The 13,168-nt window shown below is 66.8% G+C and carries 12 protein-coding genes; 10 read left to right on the plus strand and 2 right to left on the minus strand.

The window, feature by feature from the left end:
• Positions 1 to 282: 282 nt before the first annotated feature.
• The 4 genes from H7694_RS01765 (at position 283) to H7694_RS01780 (ending at position 6,085) form a co-directional block, all read left to right on the plus strand.
• The gene (locus tag H7694_RS01765; protein ID WP_193597871.1) at positions 283 to 3,312 is read left to right on the plus strand and encodes an AAA family ATPase; all 3,030 of its coding nucleotides are present in this window, start codon (positions 283 to 285) and stop codon (positions 3,310 to 3,312) included.
• On the plus strand, positions 3,312 to 3,572 hold the full coding sequence (locus tag H7694_RS01770; protein ID WP_193597872.1) for a hypothetical protein: 261 nt from the start codon (positions 3,312 to 3,314) through the stop codon (positions 3,570 to 3,572). Before H7694_RS01765 ends, H7694_RS01770 begins: the two co-directional genes overlap by 1 nt.
• A 6-nt stretch (positions 3,573 to 3,578) precedes the next feature.
• Positions 3,579 to 4,856: a hypothetical protein gene (locus H7694_RS01775; RefSeq protein ID WP_193597873.1), complete on the plus strand. Its 1,278-nt coding sequence runs from the start codon at positions 3,579 to 3,581 to the stop codon at positions 4,854 to 4,856.
• Between the two features lie 74 nt (positions 4,857 to 4,930).
• Positions 4,931 to 6,085 (plus strand): AI-2E family transporter, encoded by a 1,155-nt coding sequence (locus tag H7694_RS01780; protein ID WP_193597874.1) that lies wholly within the window; start codon positions 4,931 to 4,933, stop codon positions 6,083 to 6,085.
• A gap of 280 nt (positions 6,086 to 6,365) precedes the next feature.
• Here the strand turns inward: H7694_RS01780 and H7694_RS01785 are convergent, their stop codons facing one another.
• Positions 6,366 to 7,433, minus strand: coding sequence for a DUF4113 domain-containing protein (locus H7694_RS01785; RefSeq protein ID WP_264674915.1), 1,068 nt, complete (start codon positions 7,431 to 7,433; stop codon positions 6,366 to 6,368).
• Between the two features lie 121 nt (positions 7,434 to 7,554).
• On the opposite strand from H7694_RS01785, the gene trxB reads away from it, so the two are divergent.
• Genes trxB through chrA form a run of 6 tightly spaced genes read left to right on the plus strand, consistent with a single transcriptional unit; the run spans position 7,555 to position 12,596 of the window.
• Positions 7,555 to 8,529, plus strand: a complete 975-nt coding sequence (trxB, locus tag H7694_RS01790) for a thioredoxin-disulfide reductase (RefSeq protein ID WP_193597876.1) — start codon at positions 7,555 to 7,557, stop codon at positions 8,527 to 8,529.
• Positions 8,526 to 8,852, plus strand: a complete 327-nt coding sequence (trxA, locus tag H7694_RS01795; protein WP_045263242.1) for a thioredoxin — start codon at positions 8,526 to 8,528, stop codon at positions 8,850 to 8,852. The genes trxB and trxA overlap by 4 nt, the downstream gene beginning before the upstream one ends.
• Positions 8,849 to 9,937, plus strand: coding sequence for an ACR3 family arsenite efflux transporter (gene arsB, locus H7694_RS01800; protein ID WP_193597877.1), 1,089 nt, complete (start codon positions 8,849 to 8,851; stop codon positions 9,935 to 9,937). Before trxA ends, arsB begins: the two co-directional genes overlap by 4 nt.
• Positions 9,934 to 10,938, plus strand: coding sequence for a metalloregulator ArsR/SmtB family transcription factor (locus H7694_RS01805; protein ID WP_193597878.1), 1,005 nt, complete (start codon positions 9,934 to 9,936; stop codon positions 10,936 to 10,938). Before arsB ends, H7694_RS01805 begins: the two co-directional genes overlap by 4 nt.
• A gap of 15 nt (positions 10,939 to 10,953) precedes the next feature.
• Positions 10,954 to 11,361, plus strand: coding sequence for an arsenate reductase ArsC (locus tag H7694_RS01810; RefSeq protein ID WP_193597879.1), 408 nt, complete (start codon positions 10,954 to 10,956; stop codon positions 11,359 to 11,361).
• Between the two features lie 8 nt (positions 11,362 to 11,369).
• On the plus strand, positions 11,370 to 12,596 hold the full coding sequence (chrA, locus tag H7694_RS01815) for a chromate efflux transporter (protein WP_227468237.1): 1,227 nt from the start codon (positions 11,370 to 11,372) through the stop codon (positions 12,594 to 12,596).
• Here chrA and H7694_RS01820 read toward each other — a convergent pair whose 3' ends face one another.
• Entirely contained in the window at positions 12,597 to 12,980 is a 384-nt protein-coding gene (locus H7694_RS01820) for a MerR family transcriptional regulator (RefSeq protein ID WP_193597880.1), read from the minus strand. It abuts the gene before it with no gap.
• Between the last annotated feature and the right edge of the window lie 188 nt (positions 12,981 to 13,168).

Here is a 13,168-nt window from a genome sequence, read left to right on the forward strand (position 1 = left end):
GGCTTCAGTTCCTTCAGATCGAACACTACGTTGACCGCGCCATCGGCGCACGAGTATGCCGCTCGCACCCATGTCCGATCAGCACACGTTTGCGAACCCCGAGAAGCGCGTTGGAACGATACCCCCGAGGCGCCCACTGACGAGACGAAACAAGTGCAATGCACGCAGGCACTTTCTGTGAATCATCTGGCGTGTTAGGCAAACTCGGCGTACTCTGATGGCGTGCGAGGAGGACTGGAGCGCTGGAAACGTGGCGTCGGCTCGCGAGGAGTCGGCCAGGCGATGGACTACGCCTTGCGTGGCTCATGCGATTCCCATCTCCGATCTGCGGGCGCGACGGCCCTCGACGCCTACAGCGGTGTCGGCGACGCCACTGTCACTCGGTTCACTGCCGAGCCCGGAGCCATCGAGCGCGATGAGCTCAACGCCGAGCAGCTCGCTCAGTGGATCGACGGCTGCGACCCAGCGTCGGGGGAGCGGCGCGGTCGTCAACTGGACTCCCCACACGCCGACCTGGTGCTAGACAGTACTGTCAATGCGCCGAAGTCGTTCAGCATTGCCGCGCTGATTCATCCGGAGCTCGCCGGCGAGTTCGAGGCGCTGCAGGATCGGCTTCGGGATCAGATCATTTCGACATGGCAGGTGGAGCTCAACGCGCGTCGGGGGGCCGGCGGGCGTGTCCGGGAGCAGCTCGCACGTATCGAAGTGGTGGAGCTGCAGCATCGCCGGTCGCGGGCGTTGGACCCACACATCCATCGTCATCTTTGGCTGGGGGTGAAGGTCCGAGGCGTTGACGGGAAGTGGTCGAACGTCGACTCGCGGGTGGCGATGCGTGTGCAGAACCTCGTGAACGCGGAAGGGGATCTCGCCGCGCGCACGGACCCGGCATGGGTGGCCGCGCTCGCTCGACACGGATACACGCTCGACGAGGATGGTGAGATCTCGCAGCTTGCGCATCTGGTGCGTCCGTTGTCGCGGCGGGCGAATCAGATCGAGGCGAACCGTGCCGTGGAGCTGGCGAAGTGGCGCGCCGCGCACCCGGGGGAGGAACCGAGTCACGATGTGCTGCAAAGAATCGACCGGTACGCGTGGGCCACGGGCCGACCGGTGAAACCGCACGACCTTGACGAGGGCGAATGGTCCCGGATTGTCACTGACGAGCTCGTACGCCTCGACCCGCATGTGCTCGACCGTCGTGTCCCCGTGTTCGCGCCACACAAGAGTCCGGAGGCTGTCGACAGAGGGCTGCTCGCTCGACGTGCCGTGGCAGATGCGGACGAGCGCTCGAAATCGAGCAACGGCCGCTTCAGCCTCCTCGACATCCGGGCCGGCGCCACACGCGCAGTCGCAGCCTCAGGCGTGACCGGTGACCGCGAGACTCTGCAGAGCCTCATTGATGACGTCGCATGGCGGGCGCTCGCGCACACCCGGGATCTGCTCCCCGATGCGTCAGGCAAGCCCGCTCACGTGAAGGCTTTCGTGACGAACCAGTTCGCGACGTTGAAGACCGAACTAGGCGAACGACTCTCGAGCCTCAGCATCGAAGGCGGGAGCGCGCCAGACGATCCACGCCATAGGGGCCGCACCCATCCACTGCTGCAGGGGAGCGGACTGGACCCTACGCAGTCCGCCGCGGCGACGGCCGTCGCCAGCACCCGTCGACTGGTCACGGTGACGGGACCGGCCGGCACCGGCAAGACGACTTTGCTGCGTGCGGCGCGCACCGTGCTGGAAGCAGAAGGCCGGCACATGCTGATCGTCGCCCCGACTCGGAAGGCGGCCGCGGTTGCCAGCCGCGAGGTCCGCACGGCCGGAACGAGCGTTCATGCGTTGCTCGCCGATCACGGATGGCGGTGGCGGAAAGACGATGCCGGGGCAGACGTCTGGTGGCGGCTGCACCCCGGTCAGCGCGACCCAGCGACCGGCGCGATCTTCCGAGGCCCACGACACCTGTCCCTGGACCCCCACGTGCGCATCGTCGTGGACGAGGCCGGGATGCTCGATCTGCACGCCGCCAACGCGCTCACGACGCTCGCCCTCGAGACCGGTGCCGGCATCGCCCTTGTCGGAGATCCACATCAAGCGACCCCGGTCGGGCACGCCGGCGCGATGGCGCTGGCCGAGCGTCGCGCCGGCACGACGGTGGAACTCTCCGGCGTGCACCGGTTCGAGGATCCCATGTACGCCGCATTGACGTTGTGCCTGCGGTCACCTCGGTCATCGGAGGATGCGGCGAACATCGCCGCCGAGCTGCAGCGGACAGGCCACGTTCGACGAGTCGATGATGCACTGACCGCTCGCGACGCGCTCGTCGACGGATATTTGACGCGGCAGAGACACTCTCGAACGGTCGCGATTGTCACCGCGACGAACGAGGAAGCAGCCGACGTCAACGAGGCGATCCAGGAACAACGACTCGCCCGTGGTGAGATCGGCCTCGACCGGATCGCGGTGGGAAGTGACGAGCAGCGCATCCTCGAGGGGGACGTGGTCCAAACCCGCCGTAACGACCGCCTCGCCGGGATTGAGAACCGGGCCATTTGGATCGTCAGACGCATCGGTCCCGCTGCCCTTGAACTCCAGCGAGCGGACGACGCATCCGACATCCGCATGGTCACACGTGACTACGCCGCGGAACACGTTCACCTCGCCTATGCGACCACGGTGCACGGCATCCAGGGCGAGACTACCGACGCCGCCCTTGTCGGGCCCGGCGTCGACGCATCCGGACTGTATGTGGGCCTGACTCGTGGGCGTCGCCACAATGAAGCCATCGTGATCGCCTCAACGGACGCCGCAGCGCGGAAGATCGTCGCCGAGGAGATGCTGCGCGGCCTACCCGAACCGGATCTTGACGACGCCTCCCACGCTGCTCACCAGGACCTCGCCCGTGCGGCCCGCGACGCCGACACCGACACCGACACGGACACCGCAGCAGACAACCACACGCACGCCCTGCGCGCGCCGAACGGAGAGGCAGCGGGGGAGAGAAGCTATCGCCGGCTGATCGCGCAGGTGGCGGCCTGGATCCTCGCCGCGCGCACGGCCTTGCTCCAGGCAACTGTCGCGGCCGCCGCCAACGACGCGCTTCTTCACGCCCGGCCCGCGCGCGACGATATCCCTCGTCACATCGAGCTCCCGCCGCAATCGCGTGAGGAGCTGGAGGAGCGGCTGCACCAGTACGAGCGTCTCGCAGCGGATCTCGAGTACGGGCGTGCCGTGTCTCCGCTGGACCGCAGGCGTGACGAAAGAGGCGACCCACGACTCGCGCCCGCCGCCCCGTATGCGACATCGATCGAAAGAGGAATCTGATGAAACTGGAAGACGCAGACCTGCTCCTACAGAGGGTCGCAACCATCGCGATCATGTACTACCCGGGGCTTCCCGCCGACGCCCCGGAGTACAAGCTCGACGATGACATCGACTGGTGCCTCGACGAGACTCCGCCCGGTGATGTATCCGCCGAGCTCCGCGATCTCATCGGGCGCACCGTCGTGGATCCAACGGCCCACCGCGAAGCCTTGACCGCGCTGGTCTACGGCAAGGTCCCCGACACGGATAACCCGGACTGATGTCCCATGGCCGCGAAAAGCGAAGAAGCGATCGCTCGGGCGAGAGCCCGGGCGAAGGCGTGGCGAGAAGCCAATCCCGAGCGGGTGGCGGCGTGGGGCAAGCAATATCGCGAAGCACACTCCGAGAAGATCGATGAGCAGAGACGGGCATGGCGGGACGGCAACCGTGAACAGATCGCGAGCCAACGGAAGGCTGCACGAGAAGCGAATCCCGAACGCGATCGTGAGACACAGCGTCGTGCCCGAGAGCGCCGACGCTCCCGCGAGCTCCGGCGTCTCGCGCACAACGCGCACAGCCGGCTCATGCGCGAGAGGGATCCGGAGGCGGCTCGCGAGCGCAGTCGGCGTTTCCGGGAGGAGCATCCGGACAAAGTTCGTGAGTATCAGCGTCGATACCGTGAACGACACCCAGAGCGCGCACGACAGAACCAAGCAATGGCCGCGCAACGGCATCGCGACGCGAACGCCGAAGCGATCCGGGAACGCCAACGATCCGCAGCAGCCGAGCGTCGGCAACAGCGGCCCGACGCATATCGCCAGTGGTATGAGCGCAACCTCGAGGAACAGCGCGCCCGCGGCCGAGAAGCATCCCGACTGCGCAGCCGACTAAAGAAAGCAGGGCTCCCCCCACGCAACATCCATCGCGCCTACGCGGCCGACCGGCGGGCCAACGACGCCGCGGCTGACAGGTACTTTCGGCGAGAACGCTCCGTTGAGGAGCTTGCGGTGATCGCTACGGAGCTCGAGCAGCGAGGAAACCTGCGCCTTCCGCGGTCAGTCAGGGAACTGCGACGCGATCTGATGGACGGTCCGCTCCCGGCCGCGTACTACCTGCAACAGTCGGTGGAGAATCGAGATCCTCGAGATGAGTCCGGCGACTTCACGTCGCAGCGGTATCTGACGGCATTGAAGCGGATGCGGAACCGGGAACTTGAGGCACTGCGAGAACAACACGAGCAAGGTCTCCAGAACATCCACGCCCAGCGTCCGCAGATCTACGAGCACCTGCAGCTACGGCGGCGCGCAGCGCTCAGAGAAGAGATCCAGATGGACTCGATTGCCCGAGTGGCCAGAGGGCTCAAACCGTATGACATCGACCACGAACTGCGAGTGCGACTGGACAAGGAGGTCACGCCCGTCGTCAATGCAAAACTCACCGAAGTGAAGGAGCATACGCTGCAACGGGTCGACGAGATACTTGCACGCTACGGGGAGGTTTCCGACCCGGCGGCGCCTTACCGGGCGCCGGGGGCGACACCAACGTCGGGGCCTGGCCTGCGCTGACGCCGATAGGTCTCGACGCGTGGTGCAGAAGGCTGCATCTCCCGTATGTCCTGAGGGTCGTTAGTCTGAAGCGCATGGGACTGTTCCGAAACGACCCACAGCGAGTACGACTCGAGTCGCAGGATGTTGAACTGAAAGCAACTCGGGCGCCGTGGAGCCTGTGGACCGACAGTTTCGGCAAGCTCGCCATTCGCGCGATCCAGATCATCGTCGTGGTCATCGTCGCGGTCGCGATCATCTTTGCGTTTCAGCAGCTCACGCTCGTTACGATTCCGCTCATGATCGCGCTGATCTTGGCGTGCGCATTCAATCCCGTGATGAGTTGGATGCGACAGCGCGGGGTGCCGTCGCTCCTGGCGACGGTGATCACACTTCTCGGGATCCTCGTGATCTTGGGGGCACTTGGTTGGCTGATCGTGTGGGCGGTTCGGGATCAGTGGGACGAGCTGTACTCCCAGGCGGAGGAAGGCTTCCAGCATCTACTCGCATGGCTGCAGACTTTGCCGTTCGATTTCCTCCAGCCCGATCAGATCGATGAGTGGGTCGACACGCTGGTCGGATTCCTGACCAGCGCCCAGTTCGGCTCAGGTGCCATCGCCGGCGTGAGCGCCGTCGCCAGCTTCGTCACCGGCCTCGTGCTGATGGTGACTGTCCTGTTCTTCTTTCTGAAGGACGGACCGCAGATGTGGGAGTTCTTGCTGCGCCCGTTCCAGGGTCAAAGCTACGTGCGAGCCCGCCGCGTCGGGGACAAGACCGTGAGCACCCTCGGCTCTTACGTGCGCGGCACCGCGACCGTCGCGGCCGTGGACGCTGTCGGGATCCTCATCGGCCTGCTCATCCTGCAGGTACCCCTCGCCATCCCTCTCGCTGTTCTGGTCTTCCTCCTCGCGTTCATCCCCATCGTCGGTGCGACAGTCGCCGGAATTCTCGCCGCGCTCGTAGCGCTGGTGGCCAATGGATGGGTGAACGCCCTCATCGTGGTCGGCATCGTGGTACTCGTCAACCAGCTGGAGGGCAACTTCCTGCAGCCCTTCCTGATGGGACGATCGATGCGGCTGCACGCGTTCGTCATCCTCGTCGCGCTGACAGTCGGAACAGTGCTCGGCGGAATCGTAGGGGCCGTTCTCGCCGTGCCGATCACCGCCGCCCTGTGGGGCGTGATCAAGGTCTGGGACGGACCGCAGCTCCCCGCACGCTGGGCTCGGCCGAAACAACCTGCAAACAGCTGAAGCGGAGACTGACCCCAACTTCTCGCCAGACTTGAGGTGGGAAGGCCTCGGGGCCTGGCATGCGCTGACGCCGACAGGTTTCGATGCTCGAAGGACCGAACCTGTGGCCTGAAGTCACGGCGTTGGCGGCGCGAGTACTTGTCACGTCTGCGAACGTGTCCCGGTGAGCCTACGGAGCGCGGATCCACGTTGCCCATGACGCGATGCAGATCAAGAGCTCCCTTTGCCAAGCCGTGGTCGATCTTGCCGACGAGGATCACGAATGCCGCCTTCAGGAATCTCACGCTCGTACTCGTGCCAGCTCGGCCCAGTGCGTCGTCGCGCGCGGCGTCAGCATCCCCCGCTTCATCTGCCAGGACGGCCCGGGCCGGAACCCGCCGTTGCCGAGCCCCAGTGCATCCTTGCCGGCCTTCTTCTGCACGCCGTCGACGAGCGCCGCTATCCCGGCGTCCTCGTGTGGCTGTCGAAACGGCTCCAGCGGCAGATGCACGCCGGCCGGTAGGAGATCTGTGAGCATGAGTCCAGCGCGCGCGTAGCGCGTGCCGTCCTCGATCTGGTTGAGCAGTTGATGAGCTGCGCGCGTCAGCTCGACAGGATCGGCCGTGGGGAACGGGAGGCGGACCCGCACGCTCGGATAGTGCTTCTGCTCGGTCCAGTGGCTCGTGCCCGCGAAGGCGTCGACGCTGCGGGCGACCTGCGAGTGCCGTACCAGGCGCGCGGCGGCCTGCTGTGCATAGACCGATAGTGCCTGACGGATGCCGTCTCGTGTCGTGACTTTCTCCGAGAACGATCGCGACACGATGAGCTGATCCTTCTTGCCCGTTCGATCCTCTTCCGGGCCGATGCATGCGACTCCGCGCAGCTCCAGGGCCGTGCGCATCACCACGACGTTGAACCATTTCCGCACCTGTACCGGATCGACCGTCGCCAGGTCCCAGATCGAGCGGACCCCGTACCCGTTCAGCCGCCGCTCCAGGCGGCCGGCGATGCCCCAGACCTCCGAGACAGGCAACGCCTCCATGAGCCGCTGTCGCCAGTCCGGTCGGGTCGCCGGCCAGACGCACACGCCGTCGAACACACCGATCTTCTTGGCCGTCCGATTCGCGAGCTTCGCCAGCGTGCGCGTCGGCGCGATCCCGACGCACACCGGTACGCCGATGAGGCGGCGCAGCGTGTCTCTGATATCGCGGCCGACGCGCGTCATGGCCTCCACGTCCGCCGCGGTGCGACGATCCACCGACAGGAATGCTTCGTCGATCGAGTACACGTCCAGCTCGTGCGTGAATCGGTCCAGGACCTCTACTGGTAGGTCCGATTGTCGAAGAGTGCACTTTTGTGCGCGGCTCAGCGACGACGCGGGCTCGCCGCGAAGCGCGTTGGTAGGCCGTATTCGACCGCGGTAGGTGAACATCGGGTGACGAAGCCAGCATGGACTCACGGTCTGAATCGATGAATGTCAATATAGAAACATGTCAAATCAAGAGGTGGAGTTGGTTATCGTCGGGTCCGGTCCCGCCGGGTATACCGCGGCGGTCTATGCAGCCCGTGCGGGTCTCGCTCCGGTCGTGATCGCGGGTTCGGTCACCGCGGGCGGTGCGTTGATGACGACGACTGAGGTGGAGAACTTCCCCGGTTTCGTTGACGGTGTGCAGGGTCCGGAGCTGATGGAGTCGATGCGAGCGCAGGCGGAGCGGTTCGGTGCTCGGATCGTCTACGACGACGCGATCCGCGTCGATCTTGACGCTGACATGAAGACCGTTGAGACCGGTGCCGGCGAGACGTACCTGGCGCGGACAGTGATCCTGACGATGGGCTCGGCGTACCGCAAGCTCGGCCTCCCCGAGGAGGAGCGCTTGTCCGGGCACGGAGTGTCTTGGTGCGCGACGTGCGACGGGTTCTTCTTCCGTGACAAGGAGATCGCCGTGATCGGTGGCGGGGACTCGGCGATGGAAGAGGCTCTGTTCCTCACTCGGTTCGCGTCGAAAGTGACCGTCGTGCACCGCCGGGGCGAGTTCCGCGCGTCGAGGATTATGGCGCAGCGCGTGCTGGACGATCCGAAGATCGAGGTCGCGTGGGACAGCGAGGTCGCCGCGATCCTCGGCGACGAGCAGGTCACCGGGCTCATGCTGCGCGACACCGTCACCGGGGCCGAGCGCACGCTCGACGCGACGGGGGTGTTCGTCGCGATCGGGCACGATCCGCGCTCCGAGCTCGTCGCGGATCAGGTAGACACCGACGCGGACGGCTACGTTCGTGTCGCGCACCCGTCCACGCGGACGAACCTGCCAGGGGTGTTCGCGGCCGGGGATCTCGTCGATCACACGTACCGGCAGGCTATCACCGCCGCGGGCACCGGCTGCGCGGCCGCGCAGGACGCCCAACACTACCTGTCGAACCTCGCACCCGCTACCGTTTCCGCACCTGTTCTGGAGGTCTTCGCATGAGCACCGTCACCCCCGTCACCGACGCCACTTTCCAGGACGAGGTCCTCGACTCCGAGCTGCCCGTCGTCGTCGACATCTGGGCGACCTGGTGCGGGCCGTGCAAGGCAATCGCTCCGATCCTGGACCAGCTCGCCGGCGAGTACGCGGGGCGTGTGAAGATCGTGAAGCTGGACGCCGATCAGAATCCTGAGACTGTGGCCGCCGCGGGCGTGACATCGATCCCGACCCTTGGCTTCTACCGGAACGGGGAACGGGTGGACGTGCTGATTGGCGCGCACCCGAAGCCCGTCTACTCGGCGAAGATCGAGGATCTGTTCGCATGACCGACACTCTGACCCGCACCGCGCCGAAGCGCCTTTCCACGCTCGACCGGTGGCTGCCGCTGTGGATCGGCCTCGCCATGGTCGCGGGCCTCCTCCTCGGACGATTCGTGCCAGCGCTTTCCGACGCGCTCTCCGCAATGGAGGTCGGCGGGATCTCGATCCCGATCGGGCTGGGCCTGCTGGTGATGATGTATCCCGTGCTCGCGAAGGTCCGCTATGACAAGGTCGCGGCCGTCACCGGGGACAAGAAGTTGCTGGTCTCGTCGCTGGTGCTGAACTGGCTGGCGGGCCCCGCGGTGATGTTCGCTCTCGCCTGGATCTTCCTGCCCGATCTGCCCGAGTACCGGACCGGGCTCATCATCGTGGGCCTGGCGCGGTGCATCGCGATGGTCGTGATCTGGAACGACCTGGCCTGCGGGGATCGCGAGGCCACGGCTGTGCTCGTCGCGATCAACTCCGTCTTCCAGGTCGTGATGTTCTCGGTGCTGGGCTGGTTCTACCTCACGGTGCTGCCGGGCTGGCTGGGCCTGGACGCGCAGGGCCTGGAGGTCTCCGTCTGGCAGATCGCGCTGAACGTGCTCGTCTTCCTCGGCGTGCCGCTGGTGGCGGGGTTCGCGTCACGGTGGATCGGCGAGAAGCGCCGCGGCCGCGCGTGGTACGAGGAGAAGTTCCTCCCCCCGGTCGGCCCGTGGGCGCTGTACGGGCTGCTGTTCACGATCGTTCTGCTGTTCGCGCTGCAAGGTGAGCAGGTCACGTCCCGCCCGCTGGATGTGGCGCGGATCGCGCTGCCGCTGTTGGTCTACTTCGGCCTGATGTGGTTCGCGGGGCTGCTGCTCGGCAAGGGTCTCGGTCTCGGCTACGCACGGTCGACGACGCTGGCGTTCACCGCGGCGGGCAACAACTTCGAACTCGCCATCGCGGTCGCGATCGGCACCTTCGGCGCAGCCTCCGGGCAGGCTCTCGCGGGCGTTGTCGGCCCCCTGATCGAGGTGCCCGTGCTGGTCGGTCTCGTCTACGTCTCGCTCCGGGCCGCGAAGGCCTGGTTCCGCACCGACCCCTACGCTGTCGAATCGAGGATGTCATGACCGATACCGCCGTCATCTCCGACACGGAGGCGTGCGCGCCGTCCGCGACGCATGCCATCGGCACCGAGGCCGCGACCACCGTGGCCGGCGCGCTAAAGGCGCTCGCTGATCCGCTGCGTCTGCGGATGCTCTCCGCGATCGCGACCGACCCTCGCGGAGAGTCCTGCGTGTGCGACCTCGCCGAGCTCGCCGACGTGTCCCAGCCGACGGTCTCCCACCATCTGAAGGTGCTGAAGGAGACGGGGATGCTGCTGTCCGAGCGGCGGGGTACCTGGGTGTACTACCACATCGCGCCAGGCAAGCAGCGCGCGGTCGCAGCTCTCCTTGACGCATTCGCTCCCGCCGCAGCCGTCATGGACGAGCCCGAAGACACCGCAGCACGGGCCGAGGCCTTGCAGCAGATGGACGCCCGCGTGACCCGCCTCGCCGAGGAACTCGCGGACGAACTGACCGGGCTGAACCGAGAACTCGTGGTCGCGATCGTGCGCGAGTCCTACGCGGGCCTGGTGCGTTCGGCGAAGCTGACGGCGCACATGATCCCGCTCACCGAACGCTTCGCCCGACAGCGCCTGGCCGACCTGACCCGTGATCGCAGCGCGGGCGTGCCGCAGGTACTGTTCGTGTGCGTGCAGAACGCGGGCCGCTCGCAACTCGCCGCCGCGATCGTCAACCGGCTCGCTGGGGGCAAGGTCATCGCCCGCTCCGCCGGGTCGACGCCGGCGGTCGATGTGCACCCGCACGTGCGCTCCCTGCTCACCGAGATCGAAGGCGAACAGCAGGCCGGGGATGCGTTCCCGAAGCCGCTGACCGACGACGCGGTGCGCGCCGCGGACGTGGTGGTGACGATGGGCTGCGGCGACGTGTGCCCAATCATCCCCGGCGTCCGCTACGAGGACTGGGCCGTCGGAGACCCAGCGCTGGCCTCCCGGGAAGGGGTCGAAGCGATCCGCCACGACATCGAGGGCCGCGTGCGCGAGCTCCTCGCCACCCTCACCGACTGAAAGAAGCGAACAACGATGACTGATCAGAAGCCCTCCGTCCTCTTCGTCTGCGTCCACAACGCCGGCCGCTCCCAGATGGCCGCGGGCTGGCTCCGCGAGCTCGCCGGTGACCGCGTCGAGGTTCGCTCCGCAGGCTCCATGCCCGCTAATCAGATCAACCCCGTCGCCGTCGAGGCCATGCGTGAGGTCGGCATCGACATCACCGCCGAGCAGCCGAAGGTGCTCACCACCGAGGCTGTGCAGGGCTCCGACGTGGTCATCACGATGGGCTGCGGCGACGCCTGTCCGTTCTTCCCGGGCAAGCGCTACGAGGACTGGAAGCTCGACGACCCCGCAGGGCAGGGCATCGAGTCGGTGCGCCCGATTCGCGACGAGATTAAGCGCCGCATCGAAGCGCTTCTCTCCGAGCTGATCGGACAGTGAGCCGGGTGGTGAGCGTGCGACCTTCGTCCGAGCGTGGTCGCGTCGGGGAGGTGTTTCGGGCGTTCGCGAAGCTCGGTGTGACGTCGTTCGGCGGCCCGGTCGCGCATCTCGGATACTTCCGCGAGGAGCTCGTTGCCAGACGGAAGTGGGTGGGCGACGCGCAGTACGCGGAGCTCGTCGCCCTGTGCCAGTTCCTCCCTGGGCCGGCGTCGAGCCAGGTGGGCTTCGCGCTCGGCCTCGTTCGCGCAGGCTTCCGCGGGGCGCTGGTGGCGTGGACGGCGTTCACGTTGCCGTCCGCGGTGCTGCTGGTGCTCTTCGCCATCGGCGCGGTGTCCCTGGACGGTCCGGTGGGTGCGGGATTACTCTTGGGTCTTAAAGCCGTCGCCGTGGCGGTTGTCGCGCACGCCGTGCTGGGGATGGCCCGAACACTCACGCCCGATGTCCGCCGCGCCCTGATCGGCGTCGCCGCCGCGGTGCTGGCGCTGCTGCTGCCCGGGAACCTCGGCCAGCTCGCCGCGATCCTCATTGGCCTGGCCTCGGGGATCCTCTGGTGCCGGCGGATCGACGCCGCGGCCTCCGAGCCGCTTGCCGTGCGCGTCTCACGGCGTCTCGGGGCCTCGTGCCTGGTCGTGCTCGGCGCTCTGCTCGTCGTACTCCCCGTGGCCACCGCGCTGACGCGCAACGCCTGGTTCGGGATCGCGGACGCATTCACCCGGGCAGGAGCACTCGTCTTCGGCGGCGGGCACGTCGTCCTGCCGCTGCTGCAGGCGGAACCCGCCGTCGCGGGCGCGGTCAGCCACGACCAGTTCCTCGCCGGCTACGGTGCGGCGCAAGCCGTGCCCGGTCCGCTGTTCACCTTCGCCGCCTACCTCGGCTTCGAAATGCAGGTCGGATCGGCGGCACCGCTCGCGGCGCTCGTCGCCCTCGTCGCAGTCTTCGTGCCCGGCCTGCTGCTCCTGCTCGGTGTGCTTCCCTTCTGGGAGCGCCTCCGCGGAAACCCGACGGTCCGGTCAGCGATGGCAGGCGCGAATGCTGCGGTGGTCGGGATTCTCGCCGCCGCGCTGTGGACGCCCGTGATCACATCCGGAGTGACCGGACTCGCACCCTCGATCATCGCGCTCGGGTGCTTCCTCGTGCTCACCGTCTGGAAACTACCGGCATGGATCGCTGTGCTCGCAGGCGCGGCGGCAGGCATCATCGCGAGCGTCGCTGGGATCGGCCTCGCTTGGGCGTGATCATGTCCCGATACGGTCGCCCAGCAGGCCGATGAACTCATCGGCCGCGGCGAGCTGCTTCTCGAGTTTCGCCCGCCGCTGCTCCGCGTCAGTAAGGAACTCGGAGAGAAGCTGAGTGGCCTCAGTCCCGACGGAGCCTTCGGCCTGGCCGGCGTCGAGCGCTCGTAGCAGATCGCCCATCTGCTCCAGCGAGTACCCGAGCGGCTTCATCCGGCGGATGAGCATGAGCCGTTCGTAGTCTTCCTCGGTGTAGAGGCGGAACCCGCCCTCGGACCTGCCGGAAGGCTCCAGGAGGCCGATTTCGTCGTAGTGGCGCAGCGTCCGCAGGGACAGCTCGGTGCGCTCGGCGAGCTCACCAATGTGCATCATCGCGGTTCCAGGCACGGCGCAGCTCCTTCTCATTCGCCCCCAACTCTCACGTTACGTTAGAGTTGGGGCTGGCTCGCATCTTCTAGCGGGTTTCATCCCGACTGCCACCCCTGACCGGGGCGCACCGTCGGGCGCGCGCCGACGCGCACTCACGCTTTCGATGGTGTCACATCGACCCATCTCGATCCCTGGGAGGCCTGCCT

The sequence above is a fragment of the Microbacterium sp. YJN-G genome, from assembly GCF_015040615.1.
Classification (GTDB): Bacteria; Actinomycetota; Actinomycetes; order Actinomycetales; family Microbacteriaceae; genus Microbacterium.

Excerpts from the sequence above, each read along its gene's own strand:
- H7694_RS01765 (WP_193597871.1), top strand. The coding sequence starts at position 283 with ATGGACTACGCCTTGCGTGGCTCATGCGATTCCCATCTCCGATCTGCG.
- H7694_RS01770 (WP_193597872.1), top strand. The coding sequence starts at position 3,312 with ATGAAACTGGAAGACGCAGACCTGCTCCTACAGAGGGTCGCAACCATC.
- H7694_RS01775 (WP_193597873.1), top strand. The coding sequence starts at position 3,579 with ATGGCCGCGAAAAGCGAAGAAGCGATCGCTCGGGCGAGAGCCCGGGCG.
- H7694_RS01780 (WP_193597874.1), top strand. The coding sequence starts at position 4,931 with ATGGGACTGTTCCGAAACGACCCACAGCGAGTACGACTCGAGTCGCAG.
- trxB (WP_193597876.1), top strand. The coding sequence starts at position 7,555 with ATGTCAAATCAAGAGGTGGAGTTGGTTATCGTCGGGTCCGGTCCCGCC.
- trxA (WP_045263242.1), top strand. The coding sequence starts at position 8,526 with ATGAGCACCGTCACCCCCGTCACCGACGCCACTTTCCAGGACGAGGTC.
- arsB (WP_193597877.1), top strand. The coding sequence starts at position 8,849 with ATGACCGACACTCTGACCCGCACCGCGCCGAAGCGCCTTTCCACGCTC.
- H7694_RS01805 (WP_193597878.1), top strand. The coding sequence starts at position 9,934 with ATGACCGATACCGCCGTCATCTCCGACACGGAGGCGTGCGCGCCGTCC.
- H7694_RS01810 (WP_193597879.1), top strand. The coding sequence starts at position 10,954 with ATGACTGATCAGAAGCCCTCCGTCCTCTTCGTCTGCGTCCACAACGCC.